The sequence below is a fragment of the Polaromonas sp. genome, assembly GCF_041689105.1.
Classification (GTDB): Bacteria; Pseudomonadota; Gammaproteobacteria; order Burkholderiales; family Burkholderiaceae_C; genus Polaromonas.
The window spans coordinates 1-19468 of record NZ_JBDNGU010000112.1; the positions used below are offsets into that span (position 1 = coordinate 1).

Genomic DNA, 19468 nt, shown 5'->3' on the forward strand with positions numbered 1-19468 from the left:
ACACCAACTCCTGCTCCCTCTCCCGCTTGCGGGGGTCGCACGCAGAGGACACCGACTCCTGCTCCCTCTCCCGCTTGCGGGGGTCGCACGCAGAGGACACCGACTCCTGCTCCCTCTCCCGCTTGCGGGGGTCGCACGCAGAGGACACCGACTCCTGCTCCCTCTCCCGCTTGCGGGGGTCGCACGCAGGGGACACCGACTCCTGCTCCCTCTCCCGCTTGCGGGAGAGGGTTGGGGTGAGGGTGTCGGCTGTCTTCATGACCAGGCTTACTTTCGCGGGCCGGACGGCACCCAGGCCCAGACAAATTCGCATTCGACCGGGTTCACGCCGGCCTCGTCGGTCACGGTAACCGGCACGGTCACCTCGCCCCTGTCACTGGCCTGCATGGCTGCACGTTGGTCGTCGCTCAGCGTCGCCACAGCCCTCAGCGATCCGGTGGCGCGTTTTTTGAACGCCATCTTCAGCTCCTTGGCCAGCGGTGTGCAGTCATCGCGCACATTCATGCCCACCAGCATGCCGGTGGCGGTTTCAGCCAGCAGATTCATCGCAGAGGCGTGAATGCCGCCAATGTGGTTTTGCACTTTTTTCTCGTTCCTGATGCCGATCTCCACCCTGCCGGTTGTCATCTGCAGGAAGTCCAGCCCCGCCGTGCCCGTGAAAGGCACAGCGCGGTGCATCACCACGCCGCGAAACCAGGTACGCGCAAAAGCCGGCAGGTCCGACAGGCGGTCCAACTGGCGTTCGAGGCGGTTGGGAGAATGAGGAGTGGTCATGAACTAATGAGTTATGCGAAGTGACGCGCGCGATTCCCAGCCAGCGGGCAGCGCAGAACCGGCTTTGCCGGGCTGCAGGTGCCGCCCCCTGCAAGGGGGGAAGGCACTACACGCAGTGAGTGTCCGACGGGGGTGTGCATTAATTCCGCACAGGTTTGCCGGTGCTCATCATTCCCATGATCCGCTCCTGCGTTTTGGGATGTTCGAGCAATGAGCAGAAGGCCTTGCGCTCCAGCGTCATCAGGTACTCTTCGTTGACCAGCGTGCCGGCATCGACGTCGCCGCCGCAAACCACGCTGGCAATCAGGCGGCCAATGTTGAAGTCGTGCGCGCTGATGAAACCGCCATCGCGCATGTTGACCAGCTGGCCGGTGATGGTGGCCAGGCCGTTGCGGCCCACCACCGGGAAGGGGCGCTTGTGCGGTGCGCGGTAGCCCGAGTTGAACAGTGCGCGTGCTTCATTGACCGCGACAAACAGCAACTCGTCCTTGTTCGGCACGATCACGTCGCTGTCCAGCAGGTAGCCGATCTTGCGGCTTTCAATCGCGCTGGTGCCGACCTTGGCCATGGCCGCAGCGGTGAAGCCTTCTGTCAGAAAAGGCAGGATGTCCTTGTTGGTCGAGGTGGCGGCATTTTCCGCAGCACGGCGGGCAATGTAGGTCAGCCCGCCTGCGCCGGGCACCAGGCCGACACCGACTTCGACCAGGCCGATGTAACTTTCCATGGCGGCCACGCGTTTGGCCGAATACACCGCCATCTCGCAGCCGCCGCCCAGCGCCAGACCGCGAACCGCCGACACCACGGGCACAGCCGAATAACGCAGCTTGAGCATGACACGCTGCATCTCGGCCTCTGCGCCTTCCACTGCGGACACACCGGCCATCATGAAGGCGGGCAACATGGCCTGCAGGTCGGCGCCGGCCGAAAACATCTCGTCGTTGGACCAGATCACCAGGCCCTTGTAGCTTGCTTCGGCCAGATCCACCGCCATGGCCAGGCCCTCCACCACGTCGGGGCTGATCGCGTGCATCTTGGTCTTGATGCTGGCGATCACCACGTCACCCGCCTCGCCATTCACGCCGTCCAGCGTCCAGAGGCGGATGGCGTCGTCTTCATGCAAGGTGGTGCCAGCTGTGGTGAACGAAGGCGCTTTCGAACCCAGCACGTCTTCAGGGAAAAACTGGCGCTGGTACACAGCCAGTTGCCGCTTCGGTACAAATTTTTTCGCCGACGCGCTCCAGGAGCCTTCGGGTGTATGCACACCGCCCGCATCGGCGACCGGGCCTTTGAACACCCAGTCGGGCAGCGGCGCCATGGACAGCGCCTTGCCCGCGTCAATGTCTTCCTTGATCCAGTTGGCCACCTGCAACCAGCCGGCTTGTTGCCACAGCTCGAACGGGCCTTGTTTGGCGCCAAAACCCCAACGCATCGCAAAGTCGATGTCGCGCGCAGTCTCGGCAATGCTTTCCAGATGCACCGCCGCATAGTGGAACTGGTCACGCAGGATGGCCCAGAGGAAACGCGGCTCGGCGCCTTCGGCTTCGCGCAGCAGCTTGAGCCGCTCACCGGCCGGCTTCTTGAGCATGCGGCCCACCACTTCATTGGCCTTGGCACCGCCGGGAACGTAGTCCATGCTTTCAGGATCAAGCCGAAGGATATCGCGGCCAACTTTCTTGTAGAACCCGGCACCGGTTTTCTGGCCCAGGCTTTTCGACTCCAGCAGTTTGGCCAGCACGGGCGGCGTGCCGTAGATGTCCGAGAACGGGTCTTCTGTTTTGCCGGGGCCGAGGTTGTCCTGCAGGGTCTTGATGACGTGCGCCATGGTGTCCAGACCCACGACGTCGGCGGTGCGGAAGGTGCCCGAGCTGGCGCGTCCCAGCTTCTTGCCGGTCAGGTCATCGACCACGTCGTAGCTCAGGCCAAAGGTCTCGGCCTCCTTGATGGTGGCCAGCATGCTGGCAATACCAACACGGTTGGCAATGAAATTGGGCGTGTCGTGCGCGCGTATCACCCCCTTGCCCAGGCCACTGGTCACAAAGGCTTCAAGGTCGTCGAGCACCCGCGGCTCGGTGGTCGGCGTGTTGATCAACTCGACCAGCGTCATGTAACGCGGCGGGTTGAAAAAGTGGATGCCGCAAAAACGCGGCTTGATCGCTTCAGGCAGTGCTTCGCTGAGCTTGGTGATGGACAGGCCCGAGGTGTTGCTGGCAACGATCGCGTTATCGGCAATGAAAGGCGCGATCTTGTGGTACAGGTCGGTCTTCCAGTCCATGCGCTCGGCAATCGCCTCGATGATCAGGTCGCACTCCTTGAGAACATCCATGTGTTCTTCATAGTTGGCCTGCTGGATCAGTGCCGCGTCTTCCGGCACGCCCAGCGGCGCGGGCTTGAGCTTTTTCAGGCCTTCGATGGCTTTGATCACAATGCCGTTCTTCGGGCCTTCTTTCGCCGGCAGGTCAAACAGCACCACCGGAATCTTGAGATTGACCAGGTGGGCGGCGATCTGCGCACCCATCACACCGGCGCCGAGGACAGCGACTTTTTTGACTTGAAATCTAGACATTTTTTTCTCCCGTTACCTCTCCCTATGGGAGAGGGTTAGGGTGAGGGGTTCTTTGCAGGCTACCCTCACCCCCGCCCTCTCCCAGAGGGAGAGGGAGTTAAATCATTGAATGCGGACCCAGGTCTGGGTCCGCCCGAACGGGCCGATCGAGCCGCGGACCTCAAGTTTTTTGCCGCCCTCTACGGGTGTCATGCGCAGCGTGTAGTCGCGGCCGTTTTCGGGGTCCAGGATTTTTCCGCCCTCCCACACATCCTTGCCTTCATTTTTTTTGGCCCCACGAATCAGCTCCAGACCGGTCAGGAGTTTGCCCTTGCGCTCATCGCTGCATTCCTCGCACACCGCGTCCGCCTTGACGTCCTTGCCCAGGCGCTTTTCAAGCTTGCCGCTGAACACGCCGCCGGTCTCGACAATCCGGATCTCGGCTTTCGCTTCGCCGGTCTTGTCGTCCACGTTGCGCCACAGGCCCACAGGGGTCATCTGTGCAAAACCGGAGACGCAAGATGCTCCCAAAATAATAGCTGTCAGCGCACGATACATAAGGACTCCAGGGCTAAAAAGCTTGAGATCTCTGAAACAACAGGCATCAGGCCAGCGCGGCGTCGGTGTCCATCAGCACCTTGCTGCCGCTGCGGGCGGTACGCATCAGCGTCGCGGTCTCGGGGAAGAGCTTGGCGAAGTAAAACCGCGCGGTCTGCAGCTTGGCCAGGTAGAAGGGGTCAGCATTGCCGGCGGCGATTTCGCGCAGTGCAACCTGCGCCATGCGGGCCCAGAAGTAACCAAACACCAGGTGGCCGGCCACACGCAGGTAATCGACAGCCGCCGCACCGACCTCGTCGGGATTCTGGAAGCCCTTGAAACCAAGCTCGGTGGTGAACTTGGTCATCTGCTCGGCCAGGACAGCCAGCGGGTTGATGAACTCGGCCATCTTCTCGTTGACGCCTTCCTCGGCAATCAGCGCGCCAATGATCTTGCCGAACTTCTTGAGCGTCGCGCCGTTGTTGCCCAATACCTTGCGGCCCAGCAGGTCCAGCGACTGGATGGTGTTGGTGCCCTCATAAATCATGTTGATGCGGTTGTCGCGCACAAACTGCTCCATGCCCCATTCCTTGATGAAGCCATGGCCGCCAAATACCTGCATGCAGGCATTGGTGGCAATGTGGCCGTTGTCGGTCAGGAAGGCCTTGACGATGGGGGTCAGCAGGGACAACACCTCACCGCTGTCCTTGCGCACTTTTTCATCAGGGTGATAGTGCTCCTTGTCCAGCAGCACCGCGCAGTAAATCGCCAACGCCCGGCCGCCCTCGGCGTAAGCCTTGGCCGTCAGCAGCATCTTGCGCACATCGGGGTGCACGATGATCGGGTCGGCCGGTTTGTCTTTGGCCTTGACCCCTGACAACGAACGCATCTGGATGCGATCCTTGGCATAAGCCAGCGCGTTCTGGTACGCCACTTCGGTCAGGCCCAAGGACTGGTTGCCCACGCCCAGGCGTGCGGCATTCATCATCACAAACATGCCTTGCATGCCCTTGTTGGGCTGGCCCACCAGCGTGCCTATCGCGCCGTCGATGACGATCTGCGCCGTGGCATTGCCGTGGATGCCCATCTTGTGCTCCAGACCGCCGCAATAAATGCCATTACGCTCGCCGGGTGTGCCGTCCGGTTTGACCATGAACTTGGGCACGATAAACAGGCTGACGCCCTTGATGCCGGGAGGCGCGTCGGTGATGCGGGCCAGCACGAGGTGGATGATGTTGTCAGCCATGTCGTGCTCACCGGCGCTGATGAAAATCTTGTTGCCGGTGATCTTGTAGGTGCCGTCGGGCTGCGGTTCAGCCTTGGTTCGCATCAGGCCCAGATCCGTGCCGCAATGGGGCTCGGTCAGGCACATGGTGCCGGTCCATTCGCCGGTGGTCATTTTTTGCAGGTAGGTTTTTTTCTGCTCATCGGTGCCATGGGCGTGCAACGCGGCATGGGCGCCGTGGGTCAGCCCGGGGTACATGGTCCAGGCCTGGTTGGCGCTGTTGAGCATCTCGTAGAAACACTGGTTGACCACCAGTGGCAAGCCCTGGCCACCAAAATCGGTGTCGCCGCTCAGGGCGGGCCAGCCGCCTTCGACGTACTTCTTGTAGGCTTCCTTGAAGCCTTTGGGCGTGGTCACGGCGTGGGTCACCGGGTCCAGCGTGCAGCCTTCTTCGTCACCGCTGATGTTCAGCGGAAGAACCACCTCGCTGGCGAACTTGCCCCCTTCTTCGAGGATGGCGTTCATGGTCTCTGCGTCGGCGTCAGCGTATTTGGCGATCGGCTTGAGTTCGTCGGTGACCTTGAGCACTTCGTGCATCACAAATTGCATGTCGCGCAGCGGTGGGGAGTATTGGGGCATGAGATCGTCCTTTTGAAGGGGATTAGATGGAAGATGAAGAAGAAGAAATGATCGATGGCACCGGCAAGGCGTCGCTGCCGTAACGCGCCAGAATGCTCTGGAAGGCCTGCAGCGTGCGCTCCATGGAGCCGGGTGTCTTGAGAAAGCGCGCTTCGTAATGCAGGGCCAGGATCAGGCCGTGGATTTCAAAGGCGATCTGGCGCTCGTCGGCGTCCTGGCGCAAATGGCCGGCCTCTTTGGCCAGCACCACGGCACGGTACATGGCGGCCAGCCAGGTTTGCACCGAGCTGGCCAGTGCGTCGCGCACCGGGCCGGGCCGGTCGTCAAACTCGACCGCGCCGCTGATGAAGATGCATCCGGACTGGAGTTCGACCGCGACACGTTTCATCCAGTTGCCAAACAGCGCCTGCACTCGCGGCAGGCCCTTGGCTTCCTTGAGGGCGGGGTAAAACACCTCCTCCTCGAAACGCGAAAAATATTCGCGGACTACGGAAATCTGCAGCTCTTCGCGCGAGCCGAAGTGGGCAAAAACGCCCGATTTGCTCATGTGCATGACTTCAGCGAGCGCGCCTATGCTCAGGCCTTCAAGGCCGATCTGCGTCGCCAGACCAAGGGCGGCATCCACAATGGCCGCCTTGGTCTGCTGGCCTTTTTGCATGCCCGACGGGCCCGCTCGTCCGCCATCCCGCTGTCCGGCGGGGCGGGCTGTCTTGGTGGGTAGTGTGGTTACAGACATGAAGTGGCGCTTAAAAAAGAACGACCGTTCTATTTTGCCGCAAAACCTCGTCTGCCCAACAAAACCGGGCAAAAAACCCGGTTTATAGAGCCCGGCGCCTAAGCCAATCGAGGGTAAACCTGAATACTGTTCAAGCGAGTTTTTGCCTGATCGCCGCTGAAAGCGCCAGCGGATCGAACGGTTTGGTGAGGTGCAGATCGAAGCCAGCGGCCAGTGCTTTTTGCCGATCGTCTTCCTGGCCCCAGCCAGTGGCTGCGATCAACAGCGGTCGGCTTCCCCAGGGCTGGGCGCGGACGTGGCGAGCCACCTCATACCCGTTGCGGCCTGGCATGCCGATATCGAGCACCAGCACGTCGGGCTGCAGCTGCCCGGCCAGCGCCATCGCCTGCAGTCCGTCGTTGGCTGTATATACAGTATGGCCGTCCAGGCGCAGCAACTCGGCTAGAACGTCCACCGCATCGCGGTTGTCGTCGGCCAGCAGCAGCGTGAGGGCATGGGTCGGCGGCGTTGCCAGGCCTGCCGCCTGCGCTGCGCCCAGCTCCGGCGCCTGCGCGCGCGCCGGCAGGGTCACCACAAAACGGCTGCCCCGGCCCGGGCCTTCGCTGCAGGCCGAGACCGTCCCGCCGTGGAGTTCCACCAAGCCCTTGACCAGGGCCAGGCCAATACCCAGCCCGCCCTCGGAGCGGTCCAGTGCCGACTGCTCCTGGGAAAACATGGTGAAAATCTTGCCGATGGTGGCCCCACTCAGGCCGATGCCGCTGTCCGTGACGCTGAACACCACGGCCTCCCCCTCAAGCTGAACGTCGAGCGCGATGCGTCCGCCCACGTCGGTGTATTTCGACGCATTGTTCAGCAGGTTGGAGAGGATTTGTGCCACCCGAACCGGGTCGGCCACCAGCTGCAGCCCGGCACTGGCAACGGTGGCGTCCAGGGCCTGTCGCTTGGCATCGGCCAGCGGCCTGGCGGTCTCCATGGCGGTTTCAACCAGATCATCGACCGATATGCGCTCTTTTTTGAGCACCAGCCGTCGCCGCGTGATGCGGGCAATGTCGATCAGATCGTCCAGCAAGTGCGCCATGTGTGCCACCTGGCGACCGATCACAGCGATGGCGCGCTCCCGCGCCTGAGTGGTCACGGCAGGCGAGGCCAGCAACTGAACCGCCGTGCGGATCGGCGCCAGAGGGTTGCGCAACTCATGCGCGAGCGTCGCGAGAAACTCGTCCTTCTGTCGGTCCGCCTCCTGCAGTATCTGGGCTGCGGCGCGGGACTCCTCGATGTCGGTGGTGGTGCCGAACCAGCGCAACACCCGGCCGCCGGCATCGAGTTGGGGTACGGCGCGGGCGTTGAACCAGCGGTAGCCCCCGTCCGCACCGCGCAAACGGTAGTCCACCTGCCAGGCCTCGTTGCCGCTGCGCACGCGTTCCCAGGTCTGCCGCGCCACCGTGCGGTCGTCCGGATGCAGAAATGCCGTCCAGCCATGACCCAACGCACTCTCGGCCGTCTGGCCGGTGTAGACCTGCCACTGCGAGTTGAAGCGCTCCAGAGAACCATCAGTCGCAGCTTCCCAGGCAATCGCGGGAATGCTGTTGGAAAAAGCCATCAAGGCCTGCTGGGTGCGCTGGAGCTCGGTCACGTCGTGGCCCTGCACAAAAACACCGGTGACAGCACCAGCCGCATCCCGCAGCGGCTGATACACGAAGTCCAGCCAGGCTTCACTGGGCGGGGCTTCACGCTCGCGGTTGATCATCACCCTGACGGCTCGCCCCACATAAGGCTCGCCCGTGGCATAGGCCTGGTCCAACAAGGTGACAAAGCCCTGGTCCACCGCTTCGGGCAAAGCCTCGGCCAGCGGTTTGCCGATCACCTCGCGAAAGCCAGTCAGCTGCAGATAGGCCTGGTTGGCTATTTCAAAAACATGGTCGGCTCCGCGCATGATCGCGATGAACCCCGGTGCCTGGCTGAACAGCGACTGCAGCCGCTCCTGTTCGGCGCTCTGGTGCCGCTCGGCCAGCACCATGGCGGTGGTTTCGGTACAGGCACAAAAAAACCCGGCCACGCTGCCATTGTCACCAAGCACGGGTGAGTAGGAAAAGGTGAACCACGTGTCTTCGTCATAACCATGGCGGCGCATCCACAGCGGCAGGTTTTCCATGAAGAAGGATTCGCCGGCCTCCACGCGCTGGACCAGCGGCACGAGATCTGCACGGATCTCGTGCCAGATATCCAGAAACGGTTGGCCCAACCCGTCCGGATGCTTGGCGCCCATGATCTGGGCATAGGCATCGTTGTACAAGGTGTACAGCGACGGACCCCAGGCCACGAACATTGGAAAGGCCGAGCCCAGCATCAGGCTCACCACCGAGCGCAGGGGTTGCGGCCAGTGTTGCGGCAGGCCCAGCGGCGAGCCGGACCAGTCCTTCTCGCGCATCAAATGCGCCACAGGCGTGTTGCCTGGAAAAATTGGCAGGTCCGGTGCGGCGCTCATCCGCCGCAGTTTACCTGCCCGGGGCCCTACAGCTTGAACGGCACCACCACCTGGCGCTGCTCGCCCAGGCCTTCGATGCCCAGGGTCATGACATCGCCCTTTTTCAGGTACAGCGGCGGCTTCATGCCCAGGCCCACACCGGGCGGCGTACCGGTGGTAATCACGTCGCCGGGCAGCAGCGTCATGAACTGGCTGCAATAGCTGACAATTTTGGCGATGCTGAAGATCATGGTCCGGGTGTGGCCGGTCTGCATGCGCTTGCCATTGAGGTCCAGCCACATCGACAGCTTTTGCGGGTTGGGCACCTCGTCGCGCGTGACCAGCCAGGGGCCCAGCGGGCCAAAAGTGTCGCAGCCCTTGCCCTTGTCCCAGGTGCCACCGCGCTCGATCTGGAACTCACGCTCGCTGACATCGTTGATGGTGCAATAACCCGCGACAAAATTGAGCGCGTCCTTTTGCGACACATACCGCGCACGGGTGCCGATCACCACGCCGAGTTCGACCTCCCAGTCGGACTTGACCGACCCCTTGGGCAGCATGACCGGATCGTTTGGGCCCTGGATGCAACTGGTGGCCTTCATGAAAACCACCGGCTCGGGCGGAATCGGCAAGCCCGATTCAGCGGCGTGGTCGGCATAGTTCAGGCCGATGGCGATGAACTTGCCGACACCGGCCACCGGGCTGCCCAAACGCGGCGAGCTCTTGACCATCGGCAGCGTGGCGGTTTTCAGTCGCCGCAATTTGGCCAGCGCGACATCACCGAGCTGGTCCGGGCCAATGTCTGCGATGACCTTGCTCAGGTCGCGCAGCTTGCCTTCTGCATCAATGAGGCCGGGCTTTTCCTTGCCGGGGTTGCCGTAACGAACGAGTTTCATGGTTTTCCTTCTGGTTAAACAAATAGATCAATACGTGGACCGACCACCGGACAGATCAAAGACCGCGCCAGTCGAAAACGAACATTCCTCGGTGCACAGCCAGCCCACCATGGCGGCCACCTCTTCGGGCGTGCCGAATCGCCCCATGGGGATTTTCGACAGCATGAAGGCAATGTGTTCGGGCGACATCTGATCGAAGATCGCGGTCTTGACGGCGGCTGGCGTCACGCAGTTGACCCGCACGCCGGTGTCGGCAAGTTCCTTGCCCAGTGACTTGGTCAGCGCAATCACCGCCGCTTTGCTGGCGCTGTAGGCGCTGGCGTTGGGATTGCCGTCCTTGCCGGCCACCGAGGCGATGTTGACAATGCGGCCGTAGTTGTTGGCGCGCAGATGCGGCGCCCATTCGCGGCAGCACAGATACAGACCGTTGAGATTGACATCGATCACCTGACGCCACTCGTCTACCGGGTAGTCCCAGAGCTTGACGTTGGGCCCGGTGACGCCGGCGCTGTTGACCAGCGCGTCCACCCGTGGCGCCATCAGCAGCGTCGCCTTGACAGCCGCCTGCACCGAGTCATGCTGCGACACGTCCACCGCCACAGCCGACGCCTTCGGTCCCAATGCAGTGGCCGCCTTTGTTGCAGCCACGTTGTCGCGGTCCCACAAGGTGACGCTGCCGCCAGACGCCATCAGGCGCTGCGCAATTGCATACCCGAGTCCTGTAGCGCCGCCGGTGACCACCGCATGCCGGCCTTTGAAGTCGAGCTGGTTCATATGGTCATGCCGCCGTCAATGTTGTAGGACTGGCCTGTGACAAAGGCCGATTCGTCGCTGGCCAGAAACACCACCAGCGGCGCAATTTCATGCGCCTTGGCGAGCCGGCCCATGGGCTGGCGCGCGACAAAGTTTTTGCGCGCTTCGACCGGGTCTTCAAACACGTTGATGCGGTCCTGCAGCGAGGGTGTGTCCACCGTGCCAGGGCAGATGCAATTGGAGCGCACGCCCTGCGTCACAAAGTCGGCCGCCACGCTTTTGGTCAGGCCGATGACAGCCGCTTTGGACGCGCCGTAGACAAACCGGTTGGGCAGCCCCTTGATGCTGACCACGCTGGCCATGCTGATGATGCTCCCGCCGCCCTTGCCGCCGTTGTTGGTCAACATGCGCGGCAGCGCCGCCTGGATGGTCCAGAACTGCGAGCGCACATTGAGGTCAAAGGCAAAGTCCCACTCGTCGTCGGTGGCCTGCAGGATCGAGCCGGCATGCACAAAACCGGCGCAATTAAACAGCACGTGAAGCGCCGGCATGCCGGCGATCAACGACTGGATGGCCGCCTTGTCGAGCACATCGAGCCGCACCGCGTGCACATTGGGCACCCCGTCATAAGCGTCCAGCAGCTTCTGGTTGACGTCGGTGGCCCAGACCTGGGCGCCTTCGGCCGCCATCGCCAATGCGCTGGCCCTGCCTATGCCCTGGCCGGCGGCGGTGACCAGCGCGGTTTTTCCTTGAAGTCTCATGGGTGTTTCCTTGTTGATGGGACAAGCCGGGCCGGCAGGACAACCCGCACAGGGTTTTGCCGGATATTGGCGCCGAGGGATTCATGGGATTATTAATTGGCCTTACCACTTGTCCAATTCTGGCTAACCCTTAATCCCTACTCCTTTCCGCCGTGCCCTTGCAAACCGTCGAACCCCAACGCCTGTATCGCCAGATTGCCGGGCAACTGCGTGCGCTGATCCTGTCGGGCGAATTTGTGGTGGGCACGCGCCTGCCCGCAGAACGGGACCTTGCACGGCAATTGGGGGTCAGCCGGCCCTCGGTACGTGAAGCCCTGATTGCGATGGAAGTCGAGGGTTGGGTCGAGGTGCGCACAGGGTCCGGGGTGTATGTGCTGGACCGCAGCAGCCAGGCGGCTGCGGCCGCTGCCAGCCAGCCGCAGATCGCCGCGGACGAATGGGGACCGTTGGAGCTGATACGCGCGCGCCGGGTGATTGAAGGCGAAATTGCCTCGATCGCGGCGCTGCAGGCCAAACGCAAACACATCAGCGCGATGTGCAAGGCGCTGGAAGTCATGAAAAAAGACGCCGGGCGCGGCGTGTTGCCGCTGGAAGGAGATAGAGCCTTCCACACCGCGATTGTCGAATCGTCGGACAACGTCGTGCTGATCGAAACCGTGCAGCGCTTCTGGGACTCGCGGCGCGGACCGCTGTTTGAGCGCCTCGGCGGCTACTTTGAAAACCTGGAGTCCTGGAGCGCCGCCATCAGTGAACACGAGGCGATCCTGCAAGCGGTGCGCAATCACGACGCCGCAGCCGCCCGTCTGGCCATGCATGCCCACATGGACAACTCGCACACCCGTTTCAGCGTGAGCTGGCGCCAGGCGCGGCAACTCAAAGAGCCCTTCGCCAGTCTGGCGAACGCCGGATGACCCATGAACTGCGGTGCACGGCTGGCATGTGCATCGTTTCCCTTTGAAAGCCAGTAAACCACCCCAAGAGGAGACACCATGAAAGCACTGACAAGAAAGCAATTTGCTCTTAAAACAATAGCTGCTTGCGCAATACTGGCGGGGGCTATAGCCCCTTTTGGCATTGCAAATGCGCAGACCAAACTGAAATGGGCACACGTCTATGAAACCTCCGAGCCCTACCACAAGTGGTCGGTCTGGGCCGGCGAGGAGTTCAAGAAACGCACCAACGGCAAATACGAAATCCAGGTTTTTCCAGCTTCCAGCCTGGGCAAGGAAAGCGACATCAACCAGGGCCTGCAGCTGGGCACGGTGGACATCATCCTGACCGGCGCCTCCTTTGCCTCCAACTCCTACCCCCGCCTGGCCGTCAGTTACTACCCCTTCACCTTCCGCGATGCCGACCATGTGATCGCCTACGGCAAGAGTGACGTCTTCAAGGAACTGACCGAAGGCTACAAAAAAGCCACGGGCAACACGGTGACTGCCCTGACCTATTACGGTGCGCGCCACGCCACCAGCAACAAGCTGTTCAAGAACTGCGACGAGATGAAGGGCATCAAGATGCGCGTGCCCGACTCGCCGGCCTACACCGCGCTACCACGCGCCTGCGGCGCCAACCCGACGCCGATTGCCTTTGCCGAGGTCTACCTGGCACTGCAGAACGGCACCGTGGACGCGCAGGAGAACCCGCTGCCGACCATTGAAGCCAAGAAGTTTTTTGAGGTGCAAAAACACATCATCCTGACCGGCCACATCGCCGATGCGCTGTTGACCGTGGTGGCTCCCAGCCTGATGGGCAAGCTGACGCCGGCCGAGCAGAAGATCCTGTCTGATGTGACGCAGGAAGCGGCCGTGAACGCCACCAACGACATCCGCAAGCGCGAAGGCGAGTTGGTGGAAGAGTTCAAGAAGAAAGGTATCAATGTGGTCACGGTGGACCGCAACGACTTCCAGCAACGCGTGCTCAAGGCCATCACCTTCGAGTCCATGAAGCTGGACAAGAAGGACTGGGACCGCGTCGTAAGTATCAAATAACCCCCCGAAGCGGCTCACTGGCGTGAGCCGACTCCCCCCAGGGGGCGACACCCGTGGCCCGGCAAAGCCGGTTCCACGGTGTCCCTGGGTTAACAGGCACTTGCAGGCACATCCTTATGACCCCATCCATTGACGACATGGCCCCGGTAATGGGCGACGACGGCGAGTTCCACGCGCAGGACGAAACGGTGGACCTTTCCGGCACGACGCTCGAAGGCTGGGTGGCGCTGGGCTTCTTCTGGATCCTGGGACTCACGGTTTTCTACCAGTTCTTCACGCGTTATGTCATGAACGACTCGGCCGCCTGGACCGAGGAGATCGCGCGTTACCTGCTGATCGCGGTGGTCTTCACGGGCGCCACCATCGGCGTGGTGAAAAACAACCACATCCAGGTCGATTTCTTCTACAAGTTCATGCCCAGGCGCCTGGGGCGCGCAATGGCCACCACGGTTGACCTGATGCGCATCGGCTTTTTTGCAGCCGCCACCGTGCTGACGGGCATGATGATGCTCAAACTGGGCAGCAACTCGCGCATGACCATGGTCGATCTGCCGATGAACTGGGTGTATGGCATCTGCATGCTGGGTTTTGCCGCCATGGCTTTCCGATCGGTCCAGGTCGCCCTGTTTCACCGCCGCCGCGGCTACTCCGTCCTGGAGCGTCCCGAGTCCTCGATGGACGACCAATAAGCAAGCCCACTTCATGCTCAAAATCATTTTTCTCCTGCTCATGAGCGGCGGCATCCCCGTCGCCATCGCCATGGCCGGCTCTTCGCTGATCTACATCTGGTGGACCGGCAACCTGCCCAGTTTTGTGGTGATCCACCGGATGGTCAGCGGCATCGACAGCTTTCCGCTGCTGGCGGTGCCCTTTTTCATCCTGGCTGGCAACCTGATGAACAACGCCGGCATCACCAACCGCATCTACAACTACGCACTGGCGCTGGTCGGATGGATGAAAGGAGGCCTGGGACACGTCAACGTGGTCGGCTCGGTGGTGTTTGCCGGCATGAGCGGCACGGCCATTGCCGACGCCGCCGGTCTGGGCACCATCGAGATCAAGGCCATGACGGACCATGGCTACAGCAAGGAATTTGCAGTCGGCGTGACGGCGGCCTCGGCCACGCTGGGGCCCATCATTCCCCCCAGCCTGCCGTTTGTGATCTACGGCATGATGGCCAACGTGAGCGTGGGCGCGCTGTTCCTGGCCGGTATCCTGCCCGGCGCGCTGCTGGCCCTCCTGATGATGCTGACGGTGGCTTACTTCGCCCACAAGAACGGCTGGGGCGGCGACATCCAGTTCGAGTGGCCACGCGTCATCAAGGCTTTGTCCGAGACCCTGGTCGTCGCCGGTTGGCCGCTGATGCTGTGGCTGCTGATCGTCAAGGCCGGGTTTCCAGCGCAGATCACGGTGTTCGCCGGGCTGATCGTCCTGTTCGCAGCAGACCGGTTCTTCAGGTTCCAGGCGGTGCTGCCCATCATGACACCCGTGCTGCTGATAGGCGGCATGACGACGGGTATCTTTACGCCCACCGAAGGCGCGATTGCCGCCTGCCTCTGGGCCATGGTGCTGGGTTTTGCCTGGTACCGCACGCTGAACTGGAAGATGTTCGTCAAGGTCTCGCTGGACACGGTCGAAACGACGGCCACCGTGCTGTTCATCGTTGCGGCCGCCAGCATCTTCGGCTGGATGCTGACTGCCACCGGTGTCACGGCCGCGATCTCGGAGTGGGTGCTGGGTTTCACCAAGGAACCCTGGGTGTTCCTGCTGCTGGCCAACCTGTTGATGCTGTTTGTCGGCTGCTTCCTGGAGCCGACGGCGGCCATCACGATCCTGGTGCCCATCCTGGTGCCGATCTGCCAGCAGCTGGGCATAGACCTCGTGCATTTCGGGCTGGTCATGGTGCTCAACTTGATGATAGGCCTGCTGCATCCACCCATGGGCATGGTGCTATTCGTGCTGGCGCGGGTGGCCAAGCTGTCCGTGGAGCGAACCACCATCGCCATCCTGCCCTGGCTGGTGCCGCTGCTGGGTTCGTTGGCGATCATCACTTACTTTCCCACGCTGGTTCTGTGGTTGCCGAAGATGTTTTACTGAGACATGGTGGACAAGAGCAACACACCTGTACCGAGGCGGAAGGCGTTGATTTGCTTTACGCCGATCAGACCTGGTGGGGCGCATGCCGCCGCAGCGCCCAACTGCGCGGCTGTCCTCCGGCCTGCGGCCTCCTCCTTGATGCCGCTGCGCCGAGCGCCGCACCGACATGATCCTGGCGGCTGGCCGTGTTTCCGGGCCACGCCAACCAACTCGATAGCCAGCCCGGGAGGCCGGAGCGGATAGCGCAGCGAAATCAAGGAGGAGCAGCGGCCTTGGTACTGCGAACCGGAAGTATCGAAACATGAAAGCGTGTCTTCACACCCAATGCCGCGTTGCAACCCTTGCGAAGGCGACCTGCCTTCGCTTCGGATTGCGCCTTGCCTTGAGCGCGAATCCACCACTTTCATTTTGTTCCGCTATTCCCAGTTCTCAGTACCGCCACGCGGGGGACATTCGCGGAGCTATCCGCTCCGGCTCCCAGGCCAGCACTGAATTAACCATCTCCCGGAATTAGAAAACTCACAACACAACTGACATCAACCCCATGACCCCTTTCATCAGACTCCACAAAGACGACGACGTTGTCATCGCACGAACCCAACTCATAGGCGGCACCTCGATTGAAAGCATCACCACCAGAGGCCTGATTCCGCCCGGACATAAAGTGGCGGCACGCGCTTTGAACACGGGCGATGCCGTCAGGCGCTACAACCAGATCATCGGTTTTGCCAGCAAGCCGATTGCGCCCGGCGAGCATGTACACACGCACAACCTGGACATGGGCCCGGACAAGGGGGACTTCGCGCGCGACTATGCCTTCGGCGCCGACGTCAAGCCCGCGCCGGCGCGGCGTGAAGCCAGCTTCATGGGCATCAAACGCGCCGACGGCCGCGTGGCGACACGCAACTACATCGGCGTATTGACCAGCGTGAACTGCTCCGCCACCGCAGCGCGGGCCATTGCCGACCACTTCTCGCGCCAGACCAACCCCTTGGCCCTGGCGGCCTTTCCGAATGTCGACGGCGTGGTCGCGCTCACGCACGGCACCGGCTGCGGCATGGACGACAAGGGCATGGGCATGCAGATCCTGGAGCGCACCCTCACCGGTTATGCCACCCACGCCAACTTCGCGGCGGTGCTGGTGGTCGGGCTGGGCTGCGAAGCCAACCAGATCAACGCCTGGCTGGCGACCGGCAACCTCAGCGAAGGCGACAACTTCCGCGTCTTCAACATCCAGGACACCGGCGGCACGCGCAAGACGGTGGACAAAGGCATCGGGCTGATTAACGAGATGCTGCCCCGCGCCAATGCAGTGCAGCGCGAGCCCTGCAGCGCGTCCCACATCACCATCGGCCTGCAATGCGGCGGCTCGGACGGCTACTCGGGCATCAGCGCCAACCCGGCCCTGGGCGCGGCGGTTGACCTGCTGGTGGCGCATGGCGGCACGGCCATCCTGTCGGAAACGCCCGAGGTGTATGGCGCCGAACATTTGCTGACGCGCCGCGCGGTGCGGCGCGAAGTCGGTGAAAAACTGGTCGAGCGCATCAAGTGGTGGGAGCACTACACCGAAATCAACGGCGGCGAAATGAACAACAATCCCTCGCCGGGCAACAAGGCCGGCGGCCTCACCACCATTCTTGAAAAATCGCTGGGCGCGGTAGCCAAGGGCGGCACCAGCAACCTTGAAGCAGTGTACGAATACGCCCAGCCGGTGGACACACATGGCTTTGTCTACATGGACACCCCGGGCTACGACCCGGTCAGCGCCACCGGGCAGGTGGCGGGCGGTGCCAACCTGATCTGCTTTACCACCGGCCGCGGCTCGGCCTATGGCTGCGCGCCCTCGCCTTCGCTGAAACTGGCCACCAACTCGGCGTTGTGGCGCAAGCAGGAAGAAGACATGGACATCAACTGCGGCGAGATCATCGACGGCGCCAGCACCGTGGCCGAGATGGGGCAACGCATCTTCGAGCTGGTGCTGGCGACGGCCTCCGGCGAAAAAAGCAAAAGCGAAGCGCACGGCTACGGGCAAAACGAATTTGTGCCCTGGCAGGTCGGCGCAGTGATGTAGGTACCTGTACGCTCCACATGTGCGTCATTGCAGGCTTGACCCGCAATCCATGCCACACGAACTCCCGCCGCGAGCGAATGCGCATGGATCCCGGATCGAGTCCGGGATGACCGCCAACGGTCGCGGCCTGTCATGAATGATGAAACACGCAATACCATGCAAAAAACACTTGAAGCCCACGCCCTGCAAGCGCAAGTAGCTACTGTTTTGATAGCGGCTGGCAGCGCCGTCGAAGAGGCGGCCAGCGTCGCTGCAAACCTGGTGATGGCCAACCTGAGCGGCCACGACTCGCACGGCGTCGGCATGTTGCCGCGTTACGTCGAGGCGGTGCTCGAAGGCGGGCTCAAACCCAACACCGGTATCAAGGTAGTGCTGGACACTGGCTCGCTGCTCACGCTGGACGGCCAGCGCGGCTACGGCCAGATCGTCGGCGAGCAGGCCATGGTCCTGGGCATGGCGCGCGCCAAAACCCACGGCAGCTGCATCATGACGCTGGCCAATGCCCACCACCTCGGGCGCATCGGGCATTTCGCCGAGATGGCGGTGGCCCAGGGCCTGGTCTCGCTGCATTTTGTCAACGTGTTGTCGCGCCCGGTGGTCGCGCCTTTTGGCGGCGCCGACGGGCGTTATGGCACCAACCCCTGCTGCATCGGTGTACCTCTCGCAGGACGCGACCCATTTGTGCTTGACTTTGCCACCAGCCGGGTGGCACAGGGAAAAATGCGCGTCGCCCACAACGAAGGCCGGCGCGTGGAGCCCGGCACGCTGATTGACGAGTTGGGCCGGCCCACGACCGACCCCGGGGTGGTGGTGGTGCCGCAAAGCAATGGCCTGTTTGGCGCGTTGCTGGCCTTTGGCGAACACAAGGGTTACGGCATGGCCGTGGCCTGTGAGCTGCTCGGAGGCGCGCTGACCGGCAGCGGCACCTGGCACAAACCGACCGACCCGGCCGTGCGCGCGGTGGTCAACGGCATGCTGACCATCCTGATCGATCCGGTCAGGCTGGGCACACAAGCGGCGTTTGAGCAGGAAGCGCTGGCGTTTGTGGACTGGCTCCGGGCCGGGCCGGTGGCACCGGGCTTTGAAGCGGTACAGATTGCCGGTGACCCGGAGCGCGCCTGCCGGATGCAGCGCGAACGGGAAGGCATCGCCGTTGATGCCCAGACCTGGAAAGAAATCGTGGCGGCAGGCGCCAGAGTAGGCGTGAGCTTGCCCGACCGGGACGGTTTAACCCAAAACTAGGCATCAAATCGGGCTCTGGCCCTTGTGGAGCGGTCTCTGACAGCGCCTGTTTTGATAGCGTCGAGGCTCAGCCCAGCAGCCTGCCCAGGCTGGCGTCGAGGTGTTCGGTTGGCAGGCGCTTGAAGCCCGAACGTGAAAAACGCTGCAGCCGGCCCATCATGAAAGCCACGACGACCGAGGCTTGGACCTGCGCCTGCACCGTGGGCATGGCCGCGCCGTCAGACACAGCGTCCTCGCGCAGGTTTTGCTTGAGGCTGGCTTCGAGCTTGTCGAAGAACTGATTCATGCGCTCCTGCAGGCGTTCGTTTTCAAACACCAGTGCGTCGCCAGCCATGACGCGGGTCATGCCGGGGTTTTTTTCAGCGAACTGCAGCAGCATGACGACCAGCTTGCGGGTGCGCACCGCCGGATCAGTCTCGCGCTCGGCAATCTGGTTGACCAGCGTGAACACGGTCTGCTCGATGAACTCGATCAGCCCCTCAAACATCTGCGCCTTGCTCGCGAAGTGGCGGTACAGCGCCGCTTCGCTGACATCCAGCCTTGACGCCAGCGCCGAGGTCGTGATGCGCTCTGAGCCGGGCTGCTCAAGCATGGTCGCCAGTGCCTGCAGGATCTGCACGCGGCGCTCACCCGGCTTGGGCCGCTTGCGCGGCGCGGAGGCTGCAGGGGACTCGGGACTTACTTCGGACTCGAACTCAGACATAGGTGGCTTTGTAAGAGATGTTTCAAAAAGACCAGGCAAC

Annotated in this window: 17 protein-coding genes; 6 read left to right on the forward strand and 11 right to left on the reverse strand. The window is 62.4% G+C overall.

Going from position 1 to position 19468, the window contains the following annotated elements:
• From ACESMT_RS12290 to ACESMT_RS12335, 10 genes are all read right to left on the reverse strand, one after another.
• Window positions 1–259: hypothetical protein (locus tag ACESMT_RS12290; protein WP_372826885.1), on the reverse strand; the 259-nt coding region annotated here is incomplete at its 3' end.
• 8 nt (window positions 260–267) lie between these two features.
• Complete coding sequence (locus tag ACESMT_RS12295; protein ID WP_372826886.1) at window positions 268–774, reverse strand: DUF4442 domain-containing protein; 507 nt, start codon at window positions 772–774, stop codon at window positions 268–270.
• A gap of 139 nt (window positions 775–913) precedes the next feature.
• Complete coding sequence (locus tag ACESMT_RS12300) at window positions 914–3337, reverse strand: 3-hydroxyacyl-CoA dehydrogenase/enoyl-CoA hydratase family protein (RefSeq protein WP_372826887.1); 2424 nt, start codon at window positions 3335–3337, stop codon at window positions 914–916.
• 102 nt (window positions 3338–3439) lie between these two features.
• Window positions 3440–3874, reverse strand: coding sequence for a DUF2147 domain-containing protein (locus tag ACESMT_RS12305; RefSeq protein WP_372826888.1), 435 nt, complete (start codon window positions 3872–3874; stop codon window positions 3440–3442).
• 46 nt (window positions 3875–3920) lie between these two features.
• Window positions 3921–5717, reverse strand: coding sequence for an acyl-CoA dehydrogenase C-terminal domain-containing protein (locus ACESMT_RS12310; RefSeq protein ID WP_372826889.1), 1797 nt, complete (start codon window positions 5715–5717; stop codon window positions 3921–3923).
• Between the two features lie 22 nt (window positions 5718–5739).
• On the reverse strand, window positions 5740–6453 hold the full coding sequence (locus tag ACESMT_RS12315) for a TetR/AcrR family transcriptional regulator (RefSeq protein WP_372826890.1): 714 nt from the start codon (window positions 6451–6453) through the stop codon (window positions 5740–5742).
• Between the two features lie 130 nt (window positions 6454–6583).
• Window positions 6584–8938, reverse strand: a complete 2355-nt coding sequence (locus tag ACESMT_RS12320; RefSeq protein WP_372826891.1) for a PAS domain-containing protein — start codon at window positions 8936–8938, stop codon at window positions 6584–6586.
• A gap of 26 nt (window positions 8939–8964) precedes the next feature.
• Window positions 8965–9813 (reverse strand): fumarylacetoacetate hydrolase family protein, encoded by an 849-nt coding sequence (locus ACESMT_RS12325; RefSeq protein ID WP_372826892.1) that lies wholly within the window; start codon window positions 9811–9813, stop codon window positions 8965–8967.
• Window positions 9814–9840: 27 nt separating this feature from the next.
• On the reverse strand, window positions 9841–10587 hold the full coding sequence (locus ACESMT_RS12330; protein ID WP_372826893.1) for an SDR family NAD(P)-dependent oxidoreductase: 747 nt from the start codon (window positions 10585–10587) through the stop codon (window positions 9841–9843).
• Window positions 10584–11327, reverse strand: coding sequence for an SDR family oxidoreductase (locus ACESMT_RS12335; protein WP_372826894.1), 744 nt, complete (start codon window positions 11325–11327; stop codon window positions 10584–10586). Before ACESMT_RS12335 ends, ACESMT_RS12330 begins: the two co-directional genes overlap by 4 nt.
• A gap of 152 nt (window positions 11328–11479) precedes the next feature.
• On the opposite strand from ACESMT_RS12335, the gene ACESMT_RS12340 reads away from it, so the two are divergent.
• From ACESMT_RS12340 to ACESMT_RS12365, 6 genes are all read left to right on the forward strand, one after another.
• On the forward strand, window positions 11480–12238 hold the full coding sequence (locus tag ACESMT_RS12340) for a FadR/GntR family transcriptional regulator (RefSeq protein WP_372826895.1): 759 nt from the start codon (window positions 11480–11482) through the stop codon (window positions 12236–12238).
• 78 nt (window positions 12239–12316) lie between these two features.
• Window positions 12317–13315 carry a sialic acid TRAP transporter substrate-binding protein SiaP gene (locus tag ACESMT_RS12345; RefSeq protein WP_372826896.1) on the forward strand — a complete coding sequence of 333 codons (999 nt, stop codon included), beginning with the start codon at window positions 12317–12319 and terminating at the stop codon, window positions 13313–13315.
• A 116-nt stretch (window positions 13316–13431) separates the two neighbouring features.
• Complete coding sequence (locus ACESMT_RS12350) at window positions 13432–14004, forward strand: TRAP transporter small permease (protein ID WP_372826897.1); 573 nt, start codon at window positions 13432–13434, stop codon at window positions 14002–14004.
• A 13-nt stretch (window positions 14005–14017) separates the two neighbouring features.
• Window positions 14018–15412, forward strand: a complete 1395-nt coding sequence (locus ACESMT_RS12355) for a TRAP transporter large permease (RefSeq protein WP_372826898.1) — start codon at window positions 14018–14020, stop codon at window positions 15410–15412.
• Window positions 15413–15956: 544 nt separating this feature from the next.
• Entirely contained in the window at window positions 15957–17483 is a 1527-nt protein-coding gene (locus tag ACESMT_RS12360) for a UxaA family hydrolase (RefSeq protein WP_372826899.1), read from the forward strand.
• Between the two features lie 156 nt (window positions 17484–17639).
• Window positions 17640–18725 (forward strand): malate/lactate/ureidoglycolate dehydrogenase, encoded by a 1086-nt coding sequence (locus ACESMT_RS12365; RefSeq protein ID WP_372826900.1) that lies wholly within the window; start codon window positions 17640–17642, stop codon window positions 18723–18725.
• Window positions 18726–18792: 67 nt separating this feature from the next.
• Here the strand turns inward: ACESMT_RS12365 and slmA are convergent, their stop codons facing one another.
• Entirely contained in the window at window positions 18793–19428 is a 636-nt protein-coding gene (gene slmA / locus ACESMT_RS12370) for a nucleoid occlusion factor SlmA (protein WP_372826901.1), read from the reverse strand.
• Between the last annotated feature and the right edge of the window lie 40 nt (window positions 19429–19468).

Bases quoted from the DNA above. Each gene is read 5' to 3' on its own strand.
- ACESMT_RS12320 (WP_372826891.1), bottom strand. From the start codon at position 8,938: ATGAGCGCCGCACCGGACCTGCCAATTTTTCCAGGCAACACGCCTGTG.
- ACESMT_RS12350 (WP_372826897.1), top strand. From the start codon at position 13,432: ATGACCCCATCCATTGACGACATGGCCCCGGTAATGGGCGACGACGGC.
- ACESMT_RS12330 (WP_372826893.1), bottom strand. From the start codon at position 10,587: ATGAACCAGCTCGACTTCAAAGGCCGGCATGCGGTGGTCACCGGCGGC.
- ACESMT_RS12300 (WP_372826887.1), bottom strand. From the start codon at position 3,337: ATGTCTAGATTTCAAGTCAAAAAAGTCGCTGTCCTCGGCGCCGGTGTG.
- ACESMT_RS12325 (WP_372826892.1), bottom strand. From the start codon at position 9,813: ATGAAACTCGTTCGTTACGGCAACCCCGGCAAGGAAAAGCCCGGCCTC.
- ACESMT_RS12335 (WP_372826894.1), bottom strand. From the start codon at position 11,327: ATGAGACTTCAAGGAAAAACCGCGCTGGTCACCGCCGCCGGCCAGGGC.
- slmA (WP_372826901.1), bottom strand. From the start codon at position 19,428: ATGTCTGAGTTCGAGTCCGAAGTAAGTCCCGAGTCCCCTGCAGCCTCC.
- ACESMT_RS12360 (WP_372826899.1), top strand. From the start codon at position 15,957: ATGACCCCTTTCATCAGACTCCACAAAGACGACGACGTTGTCATCGCA.
- ACESMT_RS12355 (WP_372826898.1), top strand. From the start codon at position 14,018: ATGCTCAAAATCATTTTTCTCCTGCTCATGAGCGGCGGCATCCCCGTC.
- ACESMT_RS12310 (WP_372826889.1), bottom strand. From the start codon at position 5,717: ATGCCCCAATACTCCCCACCGCTGCGCGACATGCAATTTGTGATGCAC.
- ACESMT_RS12345 (WP_372826896.1), top strand. From the start codon at position 12,317: ATGAAAGCACTGACAAGAAAGCAATTTGCTCTTAAAACAATAGCTGCT.
- ACESMT_RS12305 (WP_372826888.1), bottom strand. From the start codon at position 3,874: ATGTATCGTGCGCTGACAGCTATTATTTTGGGAGCATCTTGCGTCTCC.
- ACESMT_RS12315 (WP_372826890.1), bottom strand. From the start codon at position 6,453: ATGTCTGTAACCACACTACCCACCAAGACAGCCCGCCCCGCCGGACAG.
- ACESMT_RS12365 (WP_372826900.1), top strand. From the start codon at position 17,640: ATGCAAAAAACACTTGAAGCCCACGCCCTGCAAGCGCAAGTAGCTACT.
- ACESMT_RS12295 (WP_372826886.1), bottom strand. From the start codon at position 774: ATGACCACTCCTCATTCTCCCAACCGCCTCGAACGCCAGTTGGACCGC.